This window comes from Nemorincola caseinilytica (genome assembly GCF_039540515.1).
In the GTDB taxonomy this organism is placed as follows: domain Bacteria; phylum Bacteroidota; class Bacteroidia; order Chitinophagales; family Chitinophagaceae; genus Nemorincola; species Nemorincola caseinilytica.
In genome coordinates, this window is the sequence record NZ_BAABFA010000008.1 from 186,940 (window position 1) to 209,877 (window position 22,938).

Here is a 22,938-nt window from a genome sequence, read left to right on the forward strand (position 1 = left end):
ACACCCAAGAAAAGTATCGTAATTTACGTCTATACCTAATAGATGATATACCCACCATGCAACGCCCGCAGACCATACAGTTACACATAGCCGATCCCTGCCACGAGGACTGGAACAAGATGACCCCTTGTGCGCAGGGCCGCCACTGTACCCAATGCGATAAGACAGTGATAGACTTTACCTCATGGAGCGATGCTGCTTTGTACGAGTTCTTCTCTAAAGATCCGGGTAATGTGTGCGGGAACTTCAATGTGTGGCAGCTAGGGAGAGACATATCCATACCGCCGCAACCTCATAGCCGCCTATACCGTATGGTTGTGGCCATGGGGCTTACGCTCATATTTGCGCAGGGTACCGATGTATACGCGCAGAGCGGCCGCCCACCGGTGACACAGAGCGCAGACAAGGGAGATGCTTACAGGCTGCGTATGAGCAAGTACTCGATAGGCATGTTCAGAGGCACTGTGACCGATGAAAGAGGAATAGCGCTACCGGGCGCATGGGTGCAGGTGATACATGAGGGCGCTATAAAAGACCAGACCATGACCGGCCTGCATGGAGAATACATGATACGGTCTTTGCCGCCGGGTATCTATGAGGCGAATTTCATGTATGCCGGCCAGTGCAAGGCAAAGGTGATAAACATAGATATAGATGAGGATGTGGTATCGCAGAATGTGTGTATAAACACGGGCAATGCCCGCTTACAGGTGATACACAACCAGAAAGAGCCCGTGATACGCAAATATGAAAGTGAGCAGATACTGAACCCACCGATGTACAGCCGCAGGGGTGGTGTGAGCCCCTATTATAAAATGAATGGCGCAAGAACATGTGGCGTCATAGATATAAAGGATGAATTAGAGATACCCGAAGAGGCACGCAAAGCGGCCGGTATGCCCGAAAAGGACAGCCTGCTGGAGCCCAACAGGAAAATATATAACATGGATGATGTGCAAAAGATGCATATGCGCTAGAATGTACCGCCATGACCCGACCCAAGTATATACAGATAGACATACCCGAAGCTTGTGAGCAGGACTGGGACCAGATGACACCCTGCGCCAATGGGCGCTACTGCGACCTTTGCAGCAAGACCGTAATAGATTTCACCACATGGAGCGATGATGCATTGTACGAGTTCTTCTCGAAACAGAAAGGCGCTGTCTGTGGCAGGTATCACATATCGCAACTGGGCAGGCCTATACATATACCTCCGCAGCCGCATAGCAGGCTTTACCGCATGGTGGTGGCCATGGGGCTTACTCTCATCTTTTCGCAGGGCACCGATGTGTATGCACAAAGTAAAGCGCCTACGACCCACCAAACAGCCATTGCAAGGCAAAAGAACAATGATACATATGTCGGTATCGGCCAAATAGTGGGAACCATAATGGACGAAAAGAACCAGCCTATGGCAGGCGCGGTGGTGATGGTGATAAAGGGAGGAGTGACCAAGGGTGGTGCGGCTACAGACTTTGATGGCAATTATATGGTGAGACCATTGGATCCGGGTATCTATACCGTAGAGGTTCAGTACGCAGGCTATGCCAAATGGAGTAAGGAAGTGACCGTGAGAACGGATACTGTGACAGTGATCGCTATGCTGCAGTTAATGAATACACCTGCTAGCAATATACGGCTGGGAGGGCCAATGAAACCCCTGATAAATATGGAGAAGAGTACCAGGAGACCTGGTGCTACAGACGAGATACCGGGGCCTGCAGCGCACCCTATGCCTGTATCTGACCAGCAAAAGGAAATAGACAGGCTGAAGGGCAATGAGCCAGGCCGTAGGACCTATACGCGCGATGAGATAAAGAACATGCCCATTCGCTAGAGGCCTGCGCTATACAGGTGTATTGGGCAGGTATACATGTACATCGGTGCCTGTGCCGGGTGTGCTGCTTACGCGTATAGAGCCTGCCAGTTTTTCTACTGCTGCCTTCACCAGGTATAGGCCTATGCCACTGCCTGTGTGGTTATTGCCGCCACGGTAGTATAGGTCGAATATGAGATCATGTTCAGAGGCAGGGATGCCGCAACCATTATCTGCCACCACTATTTTTATGATGCTCTCACTGCCTCCTATGCTGATGCTCACGTTATGCCGGCCCTCATTGCGCCGGAAGATAAGAGCATTGTCCAGCACCTGGGTGATGATGATACCCAGCATGGCGGCATCGGTATAGTAGACCACATTGTCGTCTACGGCTATATCCAGGTCGGTAAGTGGTAGGCGTTCCTTATGTTTCTGGTCGTGCATGGTGCGGTAAACTATCTCTCTTGGTAGTACCGACATCATGCTGGTCTTGCTCTTTTTTACCTCTGTCACGGCCAGCAGGTCGTAGATGGTCTTCTCCATCCTGCGGGTCACTTCCCGGCAGTTGTCGAAGTATTCCTTTGCTGTCTCATCTTCGGTATCCAGTATGGCTATATCGGTAAGGCCCAGCAGCGTGGCCACGGGGCCGCGCAGGTCGTGCGACGCCCGGTATATGAACGTATCCAGCTCTTTATTCCGATAGGCCAGCGCGGCCTCTGTGGCCTTTTCCTCGTCTATATCTTTCAGCGTTAGCGATATACACACCAGTTCGTTGCTATCGTTCGTTACCGGCGCCAGCAGTTCTCTCACCCATGTAGGCGATCCATCTTTTCGCGATAGCTGCCGTTGCGTTCTGCTTACTTGCGGATCGGGGGTCATTTTGCTCAGCAGTGCAGCTATCTCTTCTTTGTCGGCTTCTGTGTAGAGCTGGGTATATCTTATGCCATGCAGCTCTTCCATAGAATAACCTGTAACTGCGCATAGCTGTGCATTGATGGCCAGCCATTCTCCCGATGGTGATAGTTGTGCCATTGCCATGGCATTCTGCTCGAAGGCGGCGCGGAAGAGCAGGTCTCCGCCCGTTGTATTCATAGTGTGTGAAAGGTCTTTCATAAGTACACGATACAGTTGGTCATATGCCCATGTCTCATTGCTGTAAAGTTCTTACTGTTTTTTTATTTTTTCAAGATGTGGACAGTGTGAAAAAGCATGTGAGCTATGCTCATTGCTGCGACGAACGGATGTGTAAAAAGTAAGCGGCCACACTGCAATGTGCATATTGTGCAAGATGATGTAGTAGTGCAGAAAAAAGAGAACACAACATCCAGGCGAATGCAGGCGATAATGAAAAAATGATGCTGCAGTATAGAATGCGTATAGGCTGAAATGCTTGCCTGTAGCGGATTTGGGTGGTATAAAAGGAAAAGTCCGGCGAGGTTGTGGGCTGCCGGACTTTTATAAAGGATGGGTTAGTAAGCACAATCCTTACACAATATTAAAAGAGATCTGGCGACAAAAAAAATAATTTATGCTTTTTGATGAGAGCGGGTGTGAAGATGTTGACACGTTATCCACAATGCATGATGCGCTGTATGAAAATGCTATAATAATGACGACACATTTTGTACATGCAAAATGAGTTGTGCGCGCATAGAATAATGCGCATATAGTGGTGTGTGCGGATGCTCTTATGAGCAGTAAATGAAGGGACAAATTCTATGCCTCGCAGCATTGTTACTTCTTTAACATAGCTGTCGATCTTGTGTTAATACTTGCTGAGAATTATGCAGCGCATGAATAATTTGTACGTTTGCGTAAACTATAATATATGACCGGTCTACTTATACTGCTATTGGTGGTCGTTGTCGCGAACATAGTCTTCACTATGAATGGTAAGGCCGAGCTGGGCGAGATCGTACTGCGACTGTCGCAGGAGATAGCGGCCATGAAAAAGCGCAATGACAGGCCTGCAGAGACGGAAGATACCAACGAGCTATCGCGCGAGATAGCCGGTCTGCGAAAGGAGATACGCGAGCTGCGTACAGACCTGCAGCAGCGCCCACAGGCCACTGTGGTGCAGCACACGCCAGAGGAAAGGACAGATACGCCGCCTGTATATGAGCCAGCTATAGCAAAGCAGCCGGCGCCACCTGTGATAGTGGAAGAGCCCATTGCCTTTGTGTACGAAGCGCCTGTGGCCATGCAGGAAGAGCCCGCTATGGCCGCATATGTTGCCGATACGGTGCAGGAAGAGCCCACGGCACCACATACAGATGCGCCGAAGTATGGCCAGGAAATGTACGAACCCGCAGCAGAGGAAGGCTGGCTGGAAAAGTGGGGCCGCAATAATCCCGACCTGGAGAAGTTCATAGGTGAGAACCTGATAAACAAGATAGGTATAGCCATACTGGTATTGGGTATAGCATTCTTTGTGAAGTATGCCATAGACAAGGAGTGGATAAACGAAGTAGGCCGTGTATCTATAGGCATAGGCTGCGGTATGATACTGACCGGGCTGGCGCACTACCTGCGCAATAGCTACCGTTCCTTCAGCTCGGTGCTGGCGGGTGGTGGTATAGCGGTGTTCTATTTCACCATAGCGTTCGCATTCCACCAGTACCACCTCATGTCGCAGACGGCGGCATTCGTTATCATGGTCGTTATCACAGGTTTTGCGGTTGCATTGTCTGTGCTGTATGATAAACTGGAATTGGCAGTGATAGCAGCAGTAGGCGGGTTCATCACGCCTTTCCTTGTGAGCACAGGTGAGGGTAACTATGTGATACTGTTCATCTACCTCATCATACTGAACATAGGGCTGCTGTCGCTGGCATGGTTCAAGCGCTGGCCGGTCATCAATACCATAGCGCTGGCCTTTACCGTACTTATATATGGCGCATGGCTGGCCAATGTGTCTATGGAGAATAAACCTGTCTCCTATTCCACCGCCCTGCTGTTCGCTACTATATTCTATGCCATATTCATAGGCATGAACATGGTATACCAGGTAGGCAAAAGGCAGAAGTTCCAAGCGTTCGATCTGTCTATTATGCTGCTTATCAGTGGTTGCTACTATGCTGTGGGCATGATATTGCTGGGGCATATAGATGGCGGCAGTTATAAAGGCATGTTCACATTGGGGGCAGGTTTTGTGAACCTGGGGCTGGCCTACTATGTGTACCGCCGCGGCGATGCCGACAGAAATTTGCTGTTCCTGCTCATAGGGCTCACGCTCACCTTCCTTACGCTTACCATACCTATACAACTGCATGGTCATGCCATCACTATGTTCTGGTGTGCAGAGTTCGTACTGCTGTATTGGTTGTCGCAGTATTCGGGTATCCGCCTGTTCGCGCAGTCATCGGCCCTTATTTGCCTGCTGGCCCTCATAAGCCTGCTTATGGACTGGGGCAGTACCATGGACAGGCATGTGGGTGCCATAACACTCATATATGATGGCGCCAAAGGTCTTGCCACCAATATCATTGCTGTTGCTGCCTATGCCGGCTACTACAGGCTCATTCGCAGATCATCGCCTGAGGGCGAGCTGCCGGGTATAGACAGGAAGTATGCAGGGCGTATAGTGCTGACCGTGTCCATAGCTATCCTCTACCTCACCTGTATATTCGGGGTGAACTATGTATTGCAGCACGAATCGGGCTATGCACTGCTGAATGTGTACTACCGCATCGTCACCGGCATATTCGCCTTTGCAGGCCTACTGCTGGCGCAGCGCAGAAAGCTGGTGGCAGAGGCGCATGTAGCCCCCCTGCTGGTATGCTTTGTTTTTTATTTCATCAGCCTGGGTTACTTGTCGGGGTTGAGGGATGATATATTATCGGGTCACAGGCCTGTTTCGGCGCTCTATGCTCATTGGTGTAGCAGTGTGCTGCTTGCGGCGCTCTTTCTGGCCACCATCCGCGCCATACGCAAAGATGCCGATACCTTCGCTCAATATACAAAGGCATTGAGTGTCATACTCAGTATGGCCATAGTAGCCTTCCTGAGTGTGGAGCTGAGGCAGGTATACATCTACCTGTTCCATACCTCTGCCAATGTATCGGTACAGGCAAGGCAGTACGACCGTGCCGGGCTTACCGTATTGTGGGCGCTCTGTTCGTTCGCTCTCATGTGGCTGGGTATGAAGCACCGCGAAAAACAGTTGCGCATCATATCGCTGGTGCTGTTCTCGGTAGTGCTGCTGAAGCTGTTCATACTCGATATATCGGGTATCTCGGAGGGGGGCAAGATATTGGCCTTCATATTGCTGGGCGTATTGCTGCTTACCGTATCTTTCATGTACCAGCGCCTTAAAAAGATCATTTTTGATGACACTGCGAACGAGAAATAGAAAATATACCCTGCTGGCTTTGCTATTGCTGGTGTGCAGTACCGCCATGGCACAGGAGTTCCGCATGCAGGCGTATATAGGCCGTGTACAGGTGCCGGGCTTCTATGCCATAGATGTGACACCGGCACTAACGGGCCAGATAGAACCCGATATGCGCGACCTGCGGCTAAAGGACAGCGCCTCAGCTTTCTTTACCCCCTACATCATTCGCAAGGGCACCATAAGGCATAACAATGTGTTCACAGAGTTGCCGGTGGTGAATACAGGTACAGATAGCATCTATACCATTACCGATATAGAGAACACTACGGGGCAGGCCTTGGCCGATGTGACACTGCTAATAGCCAATACCGCTGTAGAGCGCCTGATATCGGTGAGTGGCAGCAACGACCGCAGTAAATGGTACATCATAGACAACAATGTGTTCTGCCGCCGCTCTTATGACAATACCTCGGGCTGGTATGCGCAGACCATTCATTTTCCCCTCAGCAGGTATCGCTACTTCAGGCTGAGGATGAACAATGCACATACCGATCCGCTGAACATAATAAAGGTAGGCAGGTATACAAAGTATGAAACAGCGCCCACGGTGTCCTATATGGCCAATCCAAAGCCACTCGTATCGCAGAGGGATAGTGCTGGAGTGTCCTATATACATATATATAACGACCTGCCTCACATAGTGGAGAGGGTGCAGCTTTTCATTAGCGGACCGAAGTTCTACCAGCGCAGTGGCACTGTATCAGTACACAGCAGCGACGATAGTGATGCGGAGTACTATCCGGCTACTATATTCTCTGTCAATTCGTGGGGTAGGACCATCATACCGCTGCCTGCCACCAAGAGGGATATACGCATACAGATAGAGAACAGGGACGACCCGCCGCTGATCATAGACAGCGCAGCTACATATATAGAGGCACAGCAGATAGTGGTATGGCTGGACACCGGCAAGACCTACTACTTGTTGGCGGGCAACAGGAATGCCACTACCCCGCAATACGACCTTGTACAGTTTCGCGACAGCATACCTGAACAATTGCCTGTATTGACGCATGGGCCCTTCAAGGCCCTGGAGCGGAAAATAGCTATTGAAAAGAAAGAAGAGCGCAACAACTGGCTGTGGCCGTCCATAGTGGGGGCAGTAGTGGTGCTGGGGCTGCTCACATGGCGTTTGCTGAAAGATATGAAGCAGGGACATGGGTAAGAGCGTTATGCGGGGTAAGGGAAGGCCTCTATCTCCACTTTTCTCTTACCTTAGCATCATGCCTGAAAAGAAACTCTTCCTGCTAGATGCATATGCGCTCATATTCCGTGCGTACTATGCGCTCATCCGCAATCCGCGTATCACTACCAAGGGTAAGAACACCAATGCGCAGTTCGGTTTTACCACCACACTGCTAGACCTTCTGAACCGTGAAAAGCCCACACACCTGGCCGTGGTGTTCGATACGGCGGCACCCACAGAGCGTCATATCGACTTTGCCGAATACAAGGCCAACCGCCAGGAGACCCCAGAGGACCTGCGGGCCGCCGTGCCGGATATACAGCGCATCATAAGGGGTTTTAACCTGCCCTGCCTGGAGCTGGACGGCTACGAGGCCGATGATATAATAGGCACACTGGCGCTGGAAGCAGGTGGGCTGGGCTATACCGTGTATATGGTGACACCCGATAAGGACTACGGGCAGATAGTGCGCGATAACATTTTCCTTTACCGGCCATCATCGGGCGGCAGCGACATAGATATAATGGGCCCCGAGCAGGTATGTGCCAAATGGGGCATAAAGCGTGTGGACCAGGTAGTGGACATGCTGGGCCTGATGGGCGATGCGGTGGACAATATACCCGGCATACCCGGCGTAGGCGAGAAGACCGCCGCCAAGCTGCTGGCCGAATATGATAATGTAGAGAACATACTGGCCAATGCGGAGCATATAAAAGGTGCGATGGGTGAGAAGATACGCAATGGTAAGGACCTTGCCATAATGTCTAAAAAGCTGGCGCGCATCATCACCAATGTACCGCTGTCCTTTCATGAAGAGGACTTCAGGGTGAAGGATAAGAATGTGGAGGCGCTCACAGAGGTGTTCAACGAACTGGAGTTCCGCGCACTGAGCAAGCGCGTACTGGGCGAGGCCGATGCGGCGCCCGTACCTACCGATCTCTTTGGCAATGCGATACCCCAGAAGAAAGCCGTGACCGTGAAGGAGAACCCCGCCGCAGTAGTGAACACAGCACCAGATGCAGAGGGCGAAGAGACCATACCCGCAGGCAACTATGCCACTATACACACCACGCCGCACAACTACAAGCTGGTAACAGAGGACAAGGATATAGATGAGCTGATACAACTTTTATTTACCAAAAAGGAGATAGCCTTCGATACCGAGACCACCGATATAGATGCCAACCTTGCCGACCTGGTGGGTATGAGCTTCAGCTTCGAGAAAGGCTCGGGTTATTTTGTAGCAGTGCCCGCAGAGCGGGAAGGGGTGCTGGCCATACTGGAGCGTTTCCGCCCTCTGTTCGATAAGGAAGATGTGCTGTGGATAGGGCAGAACATAAAGTACGATATGCTGATGCTGAAATGGTATGGGCACCAACTAAAAGGACCTATATACGATACCATGCTGGCCCACTATGTGATAGACCCTGACGGCAAGCGTAGCATGGACATGATGAGCATCAAATACCTGAATTATGAGCCGGTATCGATAGATACACTGATAGGCAAGAAGGGCAAGGGACAACTATCTATGCGTGATGTGCCGCTGGAACAGGTGAAGGAATATGCTGCCGAAGATGCGGATGTGACATTACAATTGCGCACCGCCTTCGATCCGCTGCTGGGCACCAATAATGTAGGCGATGTTTTTGCACGGGTAGAGAACCCGCTGGTGCAGGTGCTGGTAGACCTGGAGTATGAGGGTGTGGGGCTGGATGTGCCCTTCCTGTCGCAGTATTCCAGCGAGCTGGGTGTGGATATAGCCAAGGCCGAGCAGAACATATATGACCATGCGGGACTGAAGTTCAACATAGGTTCGCCGAAGCAACTGGGCGAAGTGCTCTTCGATATAATGAAGATAGATAGCGGGCAGAAGAAGACCAAGACGGGCCAGTACGCCACCGGTGAAGAAGTATTGCAGAAGCTGCGCAGCAAACACCAGATAGTAGAGGATATACTGGCCTACCGCGAGCTTACCAAACTGAAGAGCACCTATGTAGATTCGCTGCCGGGCCTCATCAATCCAAGAACAGGCAGGCTGCATACCAGCTTCAACCAGGCACTGGTGGTAACAGGCCGCCTGAGCAGTAATAACCCCAACCTGCAGAACATACCCATACGCACCGACCGTGGCCGCGAGATACGCAAGGCCTTCATACCGCGCGATAGCGGGCACAGGCTCATCTCTGCAGACTATTCGCAGATAGAGTTGCGCATAGTGGCGGCCATAAGCGGCGATGAGAACATGATAACGGCCTTCAAGGAAAATAAGGATATACATACTGCTACCGCAGCGCGTGTATACGGTGTAGAAGAGAAGGATGTGACCAAGGATATGCGCCGCGCAGCAAAGGCCGTGAACTTCGGTATCATCTATGGCCAGTCGGCATTCGGGCTGGCAGAGAACATAGGCGTGAGCCGTACCGAGGCCAAGACCATCATAGACAACTATTTCGCTCAATACCCGTCTATAAAGAAGTACATGGACACATCGGTGAACTTTGCCAAGGAGCATGGCTATGTGCAGACCGTGATGGGCCGCAAACGCTGGCTGCGCGATATATACTCTGCCAACTTCACTGTGCGTGGCTATGCAGAGCGAAATGCCATAAATATGCCCATACAGGGCACTGCCGCCGACATGATAAAACTGGCCATGATAGCTGTGCATAGAGAGCTAAAGAAACAAGGCCTGAGAACAAAGATGATACTGCAGGTACATGACGAACTGGTGTTCGATGTGCCGGAGGCCGAGGTGGAGCAGGCCAAAGAGCTGATACGCACCTGCATGGAAGGCGCTATGCCACTGCCGCACGATGTACCCGTGAATGCCGAGGCAGGCAGCGGCAACAACTGGCTCGAGGCGCATTGATCATTTTTATCGTACCACATATTCACAGATAGGCACCTTTCATGGCCCCTATCTTCTTTTTTAATGACCTCATAGAACGGCAGGGTAGCGGTTTGCCGGAAAGATCCGTATTTTAGAGTATGTAAGCCCTTATCTCTCTGAAGCATGGGTAACACTACAATGCACTCAAAAAAACACTATTATGGAATACAGAAAGATGGGCCGTACCGGCCTTAAACTCAGCCTGCTTTCTTATGGCTCATGGGTCACGTTCTCGCGACAGGTAGATGACAGCGCATCGGACAGGCTGATGGGGCTGGCATATGACAGCGGCATCAACTTCTTCGACAATGCAGAGGCATACGAGGGCGGTCGCAGCGAAGAGATGATGGGACGTGTACTAAAGAGCAAGAACTGGGACCGTACATCCTATTGCATATCCAGCAAGGCTTTCTTCGGGCTGTATGGCAAGAACAACAAGCCTACGCAGCACGGCCTCAGCCGCAAGCATCTTACCGAGGCATGCCATGCAGCATTGCGCCGCATGCAGACCGACTACCTGGACCTCTTTTATTGCCATCGCCCCGACCCCGAAACACCTATGGATGAGATAGTATGGACCATGAACATACTGATGCAGCAGGGCAAGATACTGTACTGGGGCACCAGCGAGTGGGGCGCTAACGAGATACTGGAGGCGCATGAGTCGGCAAAGCACCTGGGCCTCATAGGCCCGGCCGTAGAGCAGCCGCAATACAATCTCTTCGAGCGGACGAATATGGAGCTGGATTACCTGCCGGTATTTAAGAATTACGGTATGGGTACTACCATATGGAGCCCGCTGGCGAGTGGTCTGCTGACAGGTAAATACAATGATGGTATACCTGCGGGATCGCGCCTGGCACTGGAGAACTATAGCTGGCTAAAGGAGCGCGTGATGCAGGAAGAGAAACTGGAAAAGGTAAGAGAGCTGGACAAGCTGGCGCACGACCTGGGCACTAGCCTGGCCACACTGTCTATAGCGTGGTGCCTCTGCAACCCCAATGTGACGAGCGCTATACTGGGCGCTACCAAAGAGGAGCAACTGACAGAGAACCTGAGAGCGCTGGAGATATACCCGAAGCTGACGGAAGCGATACTGGCAGAGATAGACCTGATAATGGGTACCAGGCCATAGCCCTTATCGGTTCATGCTTTTGTAGTATTCAAGGGCCATTTTTATATCGCCATAGGTCACGGCATCGCCCAGTATGTCCTTTATGGGTTTGCTGGCCGTTGCCTGGCCTGTGGCTTTTATGGTATCCAGTATGGCCGTGAGCTTACCGGGCGATACCATTTTGTGTATATCCAGCTCGCCCGTACCTACGAATGCCGCCAGGTGGTTCTCTATGGTAACGGGCGAAAGGTTGCGCCGTACGGCTATCTCCTCTACCGTCATACCCTCGTTGAAGAGTTCCAGCGTAGCGGCCATGGTATTGCTTATGGCGGGCTTCTCGGCCTTTTCCTTGCGCACGGGTTTTGCCTTCTTGAAATGCATGCGCGACTCTGCATGGTTCTTGCTCACATACTCCTGTATGGCCTGCAGGAAGGCAGCGCCATACTTGCCTGCCTTGTAGTCGCCAAAGCCCGATATGTTCTTGATGTCGGCAAAGGACAGGGGCAGATAAGTGGCCAGCTCTGTAAGCGAGCTGTCGGCCACTATGGCGTAGTCGGGCACATTCTCTTTTTGCGCCATCTGGTGGCGTATGGCCTTTAGCTGCGGCAGCAGGCGGGGTTCGTAGGTGGGTTCATTATCGGCCTGTTGTTCCTGCACCTCTTTGCGTATCACCAGCTTCAGTTGTGCCTCACCGCGCAGTATCTTCCATCCATTATCTGTTATGCGCAGTATACCAAAGGCATCATCGCTCTTTTGCAGGTAACCGCCGCCGGTAAGCTGTTTGGCCATCCACAGCCATTCGTCCTTTTTCAGGTGTTTGCCTATGCCGTAGGTCTTCAGCTCTTTGTGCGCCTGGTTCATCTTTTCCGATGCGCTGCCACGCAGCACATCGGCCAGGTAGTAGGCGCCATAGCGCTCGCCTGTGCGCACCACTGCCGATAGCAGCATCTGTGCATCTTCCGTAGCATCTTTCTCCTCCAGCGATGTGAGGCAATAGTCGCAGCTACCGCAGTAGGCCGGGAAGGCCTCGCCAAAATACTGCATAAGGTACTGCCTGCGGCAGCCTTCGTGTTCGCAATAGTCCTGCATCAGTTGCAGCTTGCGCTTCGATATGGCGGCCTGCTGCGGGTCTTCCTCATTGATGGCGAATTTGCGCAGCTTCACTATATCGCCCACGGTGTAGTAGAGTATGGCATCGCTGCGCAGGCCATCGCGGCCGGCGCGGCCTGTTTCCTGGTAGTACCCTTCTATGTTCTTGCTCACATCGTGATGTATGACGAAGCGTACATTCGATTTGTCTATGCCCATGCCAAAGGCTATGGTGGCCACTATCACGCGTATCTCATCGCGCTGGAAGGCCTCCTGTATAGTGCTGCGCGAGGCGGCATCCATACCGGCATGGTAGTGCGCTGCATTTATGCCATGGTCGCGCAGCTTTTTTGCTATCTCCTCGGTAGATGCACGCGAGAGGGCGTATATGATACCACTATCGTCCCTGTGCCTGCGTATATACTCTATGATATGGCCCATAGTGTTCTTCTTGGGCAGTATGTGGTAGTGTATATTGGGCCTGTTGAAGCTGGACAGGAACAGCTTAGGGTCCTGTAATGTCAGCCGTTCTGCGATGTCTTTCTGCGTCACCTTATCGGCACTGGCGGTGAGGGCTATCATGGGCACACCGGGCATTTCTTTTTTCAGTATTGCCAGCTTCAGGTATTCCGGTCTGAAATCGTGTCCCCATGAGGAGATGCAGTGCGCCTCATCTACCGCGAACAGAGAAGGGTTCACTTGCCGGAGGAAGGTAAAGAAAGCGGCATTATTGGCAGGTATGCGCTCGGGCGCTATATACAGCAGCTTCAGCTCGCCCGACCGGGCGGCGCGTACCACTTCCTGTTGTTCTTCCTGCGTTTGCGATGAGTTGAGGTAGGCGGCGCGTATACCATTGGCGCGCAGGGCGTCTACCTGGTCCTTCATCAGCGCTATGAGGGGCGATACCACTATGGCCACGCCCGGCAGCAGTACAGCTGGTAGCTGGTAGCATATGGATTTGCCACCGCCGGTAGGCATTATCACCAGCACGTCCTCACCGGCCAGTACGTTCTGTATGATGGACAGTTGCGAGTGCCTGAACTCGTTATAGCCAAAGAAATGGGCCAGCGCCCTGTGCAGGTATTCGGTAGTATATGCGGGTGGTGATGTAGCCATGATGTGATAGGGCGCAAAGGTCGGGAAACTATCAGATATAGCCTACACATCCCGGGGCTCCACAAGTGCAGCGCTTCTGGCCATCGTGGTGGGTCTCGCCATAGTTGCACGACAGCTCCTCGCCTGGCGCTATATCGCGCAGGGCATAGAACTCTACATGGTAGCCTATGGTGCGCATATAGGCATTGGGCCGGCAGGAATGGTTTATGTAGCGCAGCTCATTGCCATTCACCGATGCATCTATGGCCATGCCGTTCCACAGCTCCACTATGGCTATGGACTCCAGTTGTTTAGCTCTGCGGCGAGCTTCCCGTTTTGTGATGACCGCACCACCCAGCGAACCTATCTTCTTGCGGGCAGGTATAGCCGCGCCGGTATATACGCCCTTGCCATGTATGCGGCTGGCTTTTACGGTAAGCGGGTAGAATATGGGAAATGTATGCACCTGTGCGCTCATGTCGCAAAGGTAGGCAGCCTTGCTCAAAGGTCTTTTTCGGTGAGGGTGGCCACATAGTCGGCACGGGTAGCGCCATGCTCTACATAGGTCCATGCGCCGGTGAGCAGCAGGTTGGCGCGGGCGCGTGTGCCGGAGCCTATCCTGTATACCTCTACCGACCGCAGGTCTTCCATCACCGTGCCGGTCTGCTTGTAGTTGCTCACATGTCCTTTGCCTTTATCCACTATGGCTATGGTGGCGGTCTGGTTATAGCTCAGGTAGAAGGTGTCGGCAAAAAGCAGCGGTGCATCGGTACGCGCACATATGATCCTTATAGAGTCGGCGGCCAGGTTCTTTACCTTGTACGATACGACAGATGTGCGCCTGCATGCCGCCAGCGATGCAGCAACCAGGGCCAGTAGGCAGACAGATGTGTGAATTCGTTGCATTGCGAATGATACAAAGCTAGTGAAAGCTGCCATATATCTGTGTTTTGGGCATGCGGTAGTAAAAACAACAAAAGATATGAAATAGAAGATTAATTTTGCGCGCACATATTTATCAGACATGAACAACACTCCATTTACGCAGAAGCACATAGACCTGGGCGCAAAGATGGCCCCTTTCGCAGGCTATAACATGCCCATATCTTATACCGGTATCAATGAGGAGCACCACTGCGTGCGCAACAATGCCGGCGTGTTCGACGTGAGCCACATGGGAGAGTTCATACTGAAGGGCGCCGATGCGCTGGACCTGATACAGCGTGTGACCAGCAACGATGCATCGAAGCTGACCGACGGCAAAGCACAGTACTCATGCCTGCCCAACGAACAGGGCGGTATAGTGGACGACCTGCTGGTGTACTGCATAGAGCAGAACAAGGTATACATGCTGGTAGTGAACGCATCGAATATAGAGAAGGACTGGAACTGGATAAGCAGCCACAATACGAAGAACGTAGAGATGCACAACATATCGGACAAGACAGGCCTGCTGGCCGTGCAGGGCCCCAATGCCACTGCCCTTATGCAGCAGCTCACCGATATGGACATCACCGCCCTCAAATATTACACCTTTGCCAAGGGCACCTTTGCCGGTGTGGACAATGTGATAGTGAGCTATACCGGCTATACCGGTGCAGGTGGTGTGGAGATATATTTCGAGGATAAGGACGACAATGCCGATAAGATATGGGAGGCCATCTTCCGCGTGGGTACACCAGCAGGCCTGAAGCCTATAGGCCTGGCCGCCCGCGATACCCTGCGCCTGGAGAAGAGCTTTTGCCTGTATGGCAATGATATAGACGATACCACCAGCCCGCTGGAAGCAGGCCTTGGCTGGATCACCAAATTCACGAAAGACTTCACAGCCCGCCCCATACTGGAAAAACAAAAGAACGAAGGCCTGACCCGCAAGCTTGTGGGCCTGGAAATGGTAGACAAGGGCATACCCCGCCACGGCTACACCATACAGAACATGGCCGGCGAAGAGATAGGTGTCATCACATCGGGTACACAGTCGCCCAGCATGGGCAAGGCCATAGGTATGGCCTATGTGACCACCGCGAATGCCGCCGAGGGCACCGAGGTGAATGTGATGATACGCGACAAGGGTGTAAAGGCCAAAGTGGTGAAAATGCCATTTCTGCCGTAACCCTCCCGGCCTCCCTGAAGGGAGAAGATACATTGCCCGATATGATATTTTATATAAAATGATCTCCCATCGCGGAAGTCATTTTATTTTGAGGTTGGGGAGCGGTATAGAGTTTCCCCCACATTGCCATCTTCTTTGATAAGAAGAAAATATCTGCATGAAACCGTGAACTTTTTTCTTTCTTTGCAGTCTAACAACATTCCCCTCATATATAATGCTTCCAAAGTACAGCCGCGTTCTTTTAAAGCTCTCCGGAGAGTCGCTGATGGGCGACCGCAATTTTGGCATAGCTCCCCAGATGCTGGAGCAATACGCCAAAGAGATAAAAGCCATAACGGATATAGGTGTACAAGTGGCCATAGTGATAGGCGGCGGTAATATATACCGCGGCATGAACGAGGCCGAAACGGGCATAGAGCGCGCCCAGGGCGACTATATGGGCATGCTGGCCACCGTGATAAACGGTATGGCACTGCAGGCCGCACTGGAAAAGGCAGGGGTGAACACCCGCCTGCAGAGCGCCATAAAGATGGAGCAGGTGGCCGAGCCATATATACGCCGCAAGGCCATACGCCACCTGGAGAAAGGCCGCGTAGTGATATTCGGCGCGGGTACGGGCAATCCTTACTTCACTACCGATACGGCAGGATCGCTGAGGGCCATAGAGATAGATGCTGATGTGATACTGAAGGGCACGCGTGTAGATGGTATATATACCGCCGACCCTGAAAAAGATGCAACAGCTACCCGTTTCGATTCGCTATCCTTCTCTGATGTGATAAGCCGCAACCTGAAGGTGATGGATATGACGGCCTTTACCCTATGCCAGGAGAACCAGCTACCCATCATAGTGTTCGATATGAACAGGCCGGGCAACCTGCGCGATGTAGTGGCAGGCAAGAAGGTAGGTACACTGGTGAGCTAGATCGCCTTTTTCAAAGATATATGCAGGGCTGCCCGTAAGGCGGCCCTTTTTGTGCTCATTGCCCCCTCATGTATGGGCATAAAGAAGCCGCCCTGTTGGGGGCGGCTTTGCTTTATAATGAACTTTCTTAGCTCAGAATTAGTGGCCAGCTGGTGCAGGAGCAGCTTCAGCAGGAGCAGCAGTTGCAGGAGCAGCAGTTGTGTCTGCAGGAGCAGCTGGAGTTTCTTCAGTAGTTGCTGGAGTTTCAGCAGGAGCTTCAGTAGTTGCTGGAGTTTCAGCAGGAGCTTCGCTACCGCTGTTGCCGCAAGATGCTACGAAAAGACCCAGAGTAAGAGCGAGTACGCTAACTTTTACAAATTTCATGACTTTGTTTTTTTTAGATGGTTATGCATGTTTATCCCGCTTTGAGAAAAAGGTAACCCTTGCATTTTGGATATTTTTAAAAATATATTTAATTAATTGAATTTCATTTAAAATAATAAAAAAATATTTTTCAGACCCAGCTTATAAAGACGGTTTCCTTATGGTCATCTTCAGTTTCTCGGAGCTTTCTTCCGTCACCTCGAAGCCACATTTGCGGTATATGGCTATGGCGGGCAGGTTGGCGGTATGCACATACAGGTATATCTCGTGCAGGCCATCGGCAAATCCCTGCTCTACCATAAGCCGGGTGGCCTGTGCGCCCACACCCTTGCCCCAGTAGGCCGTATCGCCTATGAAGATGTGGAACTCTGCCGTGCCATCCTGTATATCGGTAAGCTGCACATTGCCTATATACTGGTCGGTGCCCTGCACGCATATGGCATAGCGGCTGCTATCGGTCTGGGCCAGCACCTTTTTTATCCATTCCTCCTCTACCTGCTCGGTCACATGTATGTTGGGGCGAAAACCGGTATACTCCCATATACGCGGATCATTTCGCCAGTGGCGCGATGTGAGGTGGTCGCCAAGGCGCAGCTTGCGTATGTATACAGGTGTCATTCGTGTATGCGTTTTATTATCTCGGCCATCTCGGCCAGGTCGTAGCGCTGGTCTATGGGCAGGCTTATGAGGTTCAGCGACATATCGTACTCTACGGTGTCCTTTAACTCTTCGGTTATGAGTTGCGGCCAGTATATGCCGCAGTATACCTTACTCTTTATCAGCTTGTCCAGCAGGGCCTTTGTTGCCAGCAGCGGGTAAGACATGCCCTCGCTATCGGCAGGCAGCGACAGCCGGTTCATGGGTTGCAGGGCGGCCTGCAGGTAGCGGTAGTTCTCTGCCCGGCGCTGGCGTGCCTGCTCATAATCTATAGAGCCCAGCAATTGCCTGGTAGAGTTCGACATCTGCTTCACAGGCTCCTCGTCCAGCATTCTTTCTATGCCTTTGTAAAAAGCAAAGTGGTCGGTTGCGGTCTGGTCTATACGGCCTACCAGGTGGCGGTACCTTTCGAATGAAAGGTCTCTTTCGGGCTCGGGCAGCAGTTTATCGGTATACAGGTAGGCGCCATCGGGCAGGCCGAAGAACTTGCGGCAGGAGTAGAACGTAGGCACACCCGGCAATGGCATAGAATAGAAGGCATGCGCATTATCCACTATGAGGGTGGAGTATTTGCGCGAGAGATGCTCTATGTAGCCATCCATCACACCATAATAGTTGATGTAGAGTATGGCCTCATCAGGCCCTACCTCGAATTCCTCGAACCTGAAGTCGTAGCCTACCTTGAAGAACTCGTAGGGCATCCCCAGCCTGCGTACTGATGTAATAAGGGCAATGCAATGATACAGGGGGATGTAAACCTTCTTATAGTTGCCCGCCCGCAGTATGTACTCGAATGCATTGCGCGCGGTATTGAGCGCCACTGCACCCTTGTGGTATTCGGTGCCATTGCGCCCAGCCTCCAGCTCTATATAGCCGCCTATCTCTTTCATATCAGTGTATAGTTGCTTATCGTTTCTTTTATCTTGTCTACCGGCCGGCTCATGCATACATCTATTATAGACAGGCTGCCTTGTCCTTTTATGAAGTTGAGCTTTATGCCGTGCTGTGCAAATTCCTCCTTGGTATACAGCTCCATACCACCTATGGGGTTAATGTAGTGGTCGCTTTTTTCGGCATTCAGTATGTTCACCAGGTTCTGCAACCGGTCATCGGTACGGGCATACCCCTCTTGCGACGATACCTTGAACTGTGTGCCTATGCCCAGGTAGCGGCTAAAGGCCATTACACTGTCTATGGCCATCTGGCTTATGGTCTCCTGCCTGCGCGAAAAAATATCCTCTACTATGGGCATCACGTCTTTGAAGTAGGGGGCACGTGCATAAGACATCTTTATGTTGCTCAGCAGCTTGGGTATATCCTTCACCTTCCAGTTCACCCCGGTGTCCTTTATCAGCTTGAACGAGCTGGCATCGGCCAGCGGTATGGTGAAAAGATATTCTTTATTGCCCGATATGATCTTGTTCCTGTTTATCCAGCCGCCCTTTATATAGTGCACATCATCATAGAAGATGAACAGGTCTACCGAGGCCACCAACTGGAAATACCCGATATAAGGACAGAAATAAGGCTGCATTATGGCCGTTCGCATGGCATGTATGGGGTAAAAGCGGGGTAAAGGTAATCAAAGCCACGTTACATTGGGGTGGCTACCGGCGTATGCATACCTACATAAGCCCCGTATTTCGTAACTTTGCGGTCCGTTTTATTAATATAATAATTATCCTGTTATGGCTTATTCTCCAAAGCATAAAATAAGGCTTGTTACGGCTGCTTCCCTGTTCGACGGGCATGATGCCTCTATCAATATCATGCGCCGCATCATGCAATCGAGCGGGGCCGAGGTGATACACCTGGGTCACGACCGTAGCGTGCAGGACGTAGTGGACTGCGCCATACAGGAGGATGCCAACGGTATTGCCATCACCTCTTACCAGGGTGGGCATGTGGAGTACTTCAAGTACATGTACGACCTGCTGAAGGAAGCTGGCTGTGGCCACATAAAGCTGTTCGGTGGTGGTGGCGGTGTGATACTGCCCGAGGAGATAAAGGAACTGGAGGCCTACGGCATCACCCGCATATACTCGCCCGATGATGGCCGCGCCATGGGCCTGCAGGGCATGATAGACGACCTGCTGATGAAGTGCGACTTCCCGACCGGCAACCAACTGAACGGCGAGGCGGGCCACCTAGGGGAAAGGGATGTGAAGAGCATAGCCCGCCTTATATCGGCAGCAGAGAACTACTCTGACCTGCCGGAGACACAGGCCGCGCTAAGAAAGATAAAGGAGCAGGCCACGCAGAGCAAGGTGCCCGTGCTGGGTATAACAGGTACCGGCGGTGCAGGTAAAAGCTCGCTGGTAGATGAGGTGGTACGCCGCTTTCTGCTCGACTTCAAGGACAAACATATAGGCATCATATCGGTAGACCCGAGCAAGCGCAAGACAGGCGGCGCCCTGCTGGGCGACCGCATACGCATGAATGCCATACGCAACAACAGGGTATATATGCGCTCTATGGCCACGCGCCAGAGCAACCTGGCAGTATCGAAGCACATACACGATGCGGTGAACATACTGAAGGTGGCCAACTATGACCTGATAATACTGGAAACATCGGGCATAGGCCAGAGCGATACACAGATAACCGAACACTGCGACCTGAGCATGTATGTGATGACGCCCGAATACGGCGCGGCCACCCAGCTGGAGAAGATAGACATGCTGGACTTTGCGGACATAGTGGTGATCAACAAATTCGACAAGCGCGGTGCCATGGATGCCCTGCGCGATGTGAAGAAACAATACCAGCGCAACCATAAACTCTTCGAACAGAAGGCCGAGGATATGCCTGTGTTCGGTACCATAGCATCGCAGTTCAACGACCCCGGCACCAACACCATGTACCGCATGCTGATGGATACCGTGGTGCGCAGAACGGGCGCTGCACTCACATCGCAGTTCACTGTAACGGACGAGATGAGCGAGAAGATATTCATCATCCCGCCGCACCGTACCCGCTACCTGAGCGAGATAGCCGACAACAACCGCGGCTATGATGCATGGGTACACGGCCAGGCCGCCATAGCGCAGAAGCTCTTTGGTATAAAAAAGACCATAGCCACCCTGCAGGAGATGAACATAGAGGACCGGGACAGGCTGATAAAGACCCTGCAGGAAGCCTATGCCCGTACCGAGATGGAGCTGGACCCCAAGAACAAGCACCTGCTGGAGACCTGGGAGCAAAAGAAGAAGAACTATACCGATGAATACTATGTCTTCAAGGTGAGGGATAAGGAAGTAAGGGTAAAGACCCATACCGAGTCGCTATCGCACCTGCAGATACCCAAGGTATCGGTGCCGCGCTACGAGGCATGGGGCGAGATACTGAAATGGGCGCTGGCAGAGAACTTTCCCGGCGAGTTTCCCTATGCTGCGGGTATATATCCCTTCAAGCGTGTGGGCGAGGACCCCGCGCGTATGTTCGCCGGCGAGGGTGGGCCGGAGCGTACCAACAAGCGCTTTCACTATGTATCGGCAGGGCTGCCTGCAAAGCGCCTCAGCACGGCCTTCGACAGCGTGACCCTCTACGGCCAGGACCCCGACCACAGGCCCGATATATATGGTAAGGTGGGCAACTCAGGCGTGAGCGTATGTTGCCTGGATGATGCCAAGAAGCTCTACAGCGGCTTCAACCTGGCCGATGCCCTGACATCGGTATCTATGACCATCAACGGCCCTGCGCCCACTATAGCGGCCTTCTTCATGAATGCGGCCATAGACCAGCAGTGCGAGCTATACATAAAGGAGAATGGCCTGGAAGCAGAGGTGAATGCGAAGATAGATGCCATATACAAAGAGAAAGGACTGGAAAGGCCCTACTACAATACATTTGGCAACAAAGACCTGCCCGAGGGCAATAATGGTCTGGGCCTGATGCTGCTGGGCGTAACGGGCGACGAAGTGCTGCCTGCCGATGTGTACCAGCAGATAAAGACACGCACACTGGCATCGGTACGCGGTACCGTACAGGCCGATATACTAAAAGAAGACCAGGCGCAGAATACCTGTATCTTCTCTACAGAGTTCTCGCTGCGTGTGATGGGCGATGTGCAGCAATACTTCATAGACAAGAAGGTGCGCAACTTCTATTCGGTATCCATAAGCGGCTACCATATAGCCGAGGCCGGAGCCAACCCTATATCGCAGCTTGCGTTCACGCTCTCCAACGGTTTCACCTTTGTAGAATACTACCTGAGCCGTGGCATGCATATAGATGATTTTGCGCCCAACCTTTCTTTCTTCTTCAGCAATGGTATAGACCCCGAGTATAGTGTGATAGGCCGTGTAGCCCGTCGCATATGGGCCAAGGCCATGAAGCTGAAATATGGCGGCAACGAACGCTCGCAAATGCTGAAGTACCACATTCAGACATCGGGCCGCTCGCTGCACGCGCAGGAGATAGACTTCAACGATATTCGCACCACACTGCAGGCGCTATACGCCATATACGACAACTGCAACTCGCTGCACACCAATGCCTACGATGAGGCCATCACTACGCCTACAGAGGAGAGTGTGCGCCGCGCCATGGCCATACAGCTCATCATCAACAAAGAGCTGGGCCTGGCCAAGAACGAGAACCCGCTGCAGGGCTCCTTCATCATAGAAGAACTGACCGACCTGGTAGAGGAAGCAGTGCTTACCGAGTTCGACCGTATAACTGAGCGTGGCGGCGTGCTGGGCGCCATGGAGACCATGTACCAGCGCGGCAAGATACAGGAGGAGAGCCTGTACTACGAAACGCTGAAACATACCGGGGAGTTCCCCATAATAGGTGTGAACACCTTCCTCAGTTCCAAGGGATCGCCCACGGTGATACCTGCCGAGGTGATACGTTCTACCACCGAGGAGAAGGAATTCCAGATAGCCACCGTACAGAACCTGTGGCAGCGCAGCGGCGATAAGAGCGCCGAAATGCTGCACAAGCTGCAGCAGACGGCCATACACAATGGCAACATCTTCGAGTCGCTGATGGAGGTGGTGAAGTACTGCTCTCTGGGGCAGATCACCAAAGCCCTCTTCGAGGTGGGTGGCCAGTACAGGCGCAATATGTAAGATCGGGTGTTAATTCAGCATAAATAATGAGGTGCCGCAGGTATTATACTACTCGCGGCACCTTTTTTCTTCGCCTTATGTCAATGGTTTGAGAATGAGATCTTTAGCGCTGCGGGCCGAATGTCCTGTACAGCTCTTAGGTATGTGAAGGATAGGGCAGAGCGTTAAAAAATAATAATGAAGTTTTACAACCTTCTTAGATGTACTATTACA

17 protein-coding genes are annotated in these 22,938 nt (G+C 52.1%); 10 read left to right on the top strand and 7 right to left on the bottom strand.

What is annotated here, in order from left to right; genetic code table 11:
• Positions 1 to 56 precede the first annotated feature (56 nt).
• Both ABD843_RS05845 and ABD843_RS05850 read left to right on the top strand, forming a co-directional pair.
• A complete protein-coding gene (locus ABD843_RS05845) occupies positions 57 to 977 on the top strand; it encodes a carboxypeptidase-like regulatory domain-containing protein (RefSeq protein ID WP_345079923.1) in 921 nt (306 codons plus the stop codon).
• 11 nt (positions 978 to 988) lie between these two features.
• A complete protein-coding gene (locus tag ABD843_RS05850; RefSeq protein WP_345079926.1) occupies positions 989 to 1,840 on the top strand; it encodes a carboxypeptidase-like regulatory domain-containing protein in 852 nt (283 codons plus the stop codon).
• A gap of 9 nt (positions 1,841 to 1,849) precedes the next feature.
• Here the strand turns inward: ABD843_RS05850 and ABD843_RS05855 are convergent, their stop codons facing one another.
• Positions 1,850 to 2,935: a sensor histidine kinase gene (locus ABD843_RS05855; protein WP_345079929.1), complete on the bottom strand. Its 1,086-nt coding sequence runs from the start codon at positions 2,933 to 2,935 to the stop codon at positions 1,850 to 1,852.
• A 715-nt stretch (positions 2,936 to 3,650) separates the two neighbouring features.
• Here ABD843_RS05855 and ABD843_RS05860 point away from each other — a divergent pair.
• The 4 genes from ABD843_RS05860 (at position 3,651) to ABD843_RS05875 (ending at position 11,429) form a co-directional block, all read left to right on the top strand.
• Complete coding sequence (locus tag ABD843_RS05860; RefSeq protein WP_345079932.1) at positions 3,651 to 6,173, top strand: DUF2339 domain-containing protein; 2,523 nt, start codon at positions 3,651 to 3,653, stop codon at positions 6,171 to 6,173.
• A complete protein-coding gene (locus ABD843_RS05865; protein WP_345079935.1) occupies positions 6,151 to 7,380 on the top strand; it encodes a hypothetical protein in 1,230 nt (409 codons plus the stop codon). The genes ABD843_RS05860 and ABD843_RS05865 overlap by 23 nt, the downstream gene beginning before the upstream one ends.
• 58 nt (positions 7,381 to 7,438) lie before the next feature.
• Positions 7,439 to 10,273, top strand: coding sequence for a DNA polymerase I (polA, locus tag ABD843_RS05870; protein WP_345079938.1), 2,835 nt, complete (start codon positions 7,439 to 7,441; stop codon positions 10,271 to 10,273).
• A gap of 181 nt (positions 10,274 to 10,454) precedes the next feature.
• Positions 10,455 to 11,429 carry a potassium channel beta subunit family protein gene (locus ABD843_RS05875; protein ID WP_345079941.1) on the top strand — a complete coding sequence of 325 codons (975 nt, stop codon included), beginning with the start codon at positions 10,455 to 10,457 and terminating at the stop codon, positions 11,427 to 11,429.
• A 3-nt stretch (positions 11,430 to 11,432) separates the two neighbouring features.
• Here ABD843_RS05875 and recQ read toward each other — a convergent pair whose 3' ends face one another.
• From recQ to ABD843_RS05890, 3 genes are read right to left on the bottom strand one after another with little or no spacing between them, the layout of a single operon-like run.
• Positions 11,433 to 13,613, bottom strand: coding sequence for a DNA helicase RecQ (gene recQ / locus ABD843_RS05880; protein ID WP_345079944.1), 2,181 nt, complete (start codon positions 13,611 to 13,613; stop codon positions 11,433 to 11,435).
• Positions 13,614 to 13,644: 31 nt separating this feature from the next.
• Complete coding sequence (locus ABD843_RS05885; RefSeq protein WP_345079947.1) at positions 13,645 to 14,097, bottom strand: SET domain-containing protein; 453 nt, start codon at positions 14,095 to 14,097, stop codon at positions 13,645 to 13,647.
• Positions 14,094 to 14,498 carry a hypothetical protein gene (locus tag ABD843_RS05890; RefSeq protein WP_345079949.1) on the bottom strand — a complete coding sequence of 135 codons (405 nt, stop codon included), beginning with the start codon at positions 14,496 to 14,498 and terminating at the stop codon, positions 14,094 to 14,096. The genes ABD843_RS05885 and ABD843_RS05890 overlap by 4 nt, the downstream gene beginning before the upstream one ends.
• Positions 14,499 to 14,616: 118 nt before the next feature.
• On the opposite strand from ABD843_RS05890, the gene gcvT reads away from it, so the two are divergent.
• From gcvT to ABD843_RS05905, 3 genes are all read left to right on the top strand, one after another.
• Positions 14,617 to 15,705, top strand: a complete 1,089-nt coding sequence (gcvT, locus tag ABD843_RS05895; protein WP_345079951.1) for a glycine cleavage system aminomethyltransferase GcvT — start codon at positions 14,617 to 14,619, stop codon at positions 15,703 to 15,705.
• Positions 15,706 to 15,919: 214 nt separating this feature from the next.
• Positions 15,920 to 16,630, top strand: a complete 711-nt coding sequence (gene pyrH, locus ABD843_RS05900) for a UMP kinase (protein ID WP_345079953.1) — start codon at positions 15,920 to 15,922, stop codon at positions 16,628 to 16,630.
• 199 nt (positions 16,631 to 16,829) lie between these two features.
• Positions 16,830 to 17,093, top strand: a complete 264-nt coding sequence (locus ABD843_RS05905) for a hypothetical protein (RefSeq protein ID WP_345079955.1) — start codon at positions 16,830 to 16,832, stop codon at positions 17,091 to 17,093.
• Positions 17,094 to 17,134: 41 nt separating this feature from the next.
• On the opposite strand, the gene ABD843_RS05910 is transcribed toward ABD843_RS05905, so the two are convergent.
• From ABD843_RS05910 to ABD843_RS05920, 3 genes are read right to left on the bottom strand one after another with little or no spacing between them, the layout of a single operon-like run.
• Complete coding sequence (locus tag ABD843_RS05910; RefSeq protein WP_345079957.1) at positions 17,135 to 17,611, bottom strand: GNAT family N-acetyltransferase; 477 nt, start codon at positions 17,609 to 17,611, stop codon at positions 17,135 to 17,137.
• Positions 17,608 to 18,540: a hypothetical protein gene (locus tag ABD843_RS05915; RefSeq protein WP_345079960.1), complete on the bottom strand. Its 933-nt coding sequence runs from the start codon at positions 18,538 to 18,540 to the stop codon at positions 17,608 to 17,610. The genes ABD843_RS05910 and ABD843_RS05915 overlap by 4 nt, the downstream gene beginning before the upstream one ends.
• Entirely contained in the window at positions 18,537 to 19,199 is a 663-nt protein-coding gene (locus tag ABD843_RS05920) for a WbqC family protein (protein ID WP_345079963.1), read from the bottom strand. The genes ABD843_RS05915 and ABD843_RS05920 overlap by 4 nt, the downstream gene beginning before the upstream one ends.
• A 139-nt stretch (positions 19,200 to 19,338) precedes the next feature.
• Here ABD843_RS05920 and ABD843_RS05925 point away from each other — a divergent pair, with 139 nt between their 5' ends.
• Positions 19,339 to 22,725: a methylmalonyl-CoA mutase family protein gene (locus ABD843_RS05925; protein WP_345079966.1), complete on the top strand. Its 3,387-nt coding sequence runs from the start codon at positions 19,339 to 19,341 to the stop codon at positions 22,723 to 22,725.
• Positions 22,726 to 22,938: the final 213 nt, after the last annotated feature.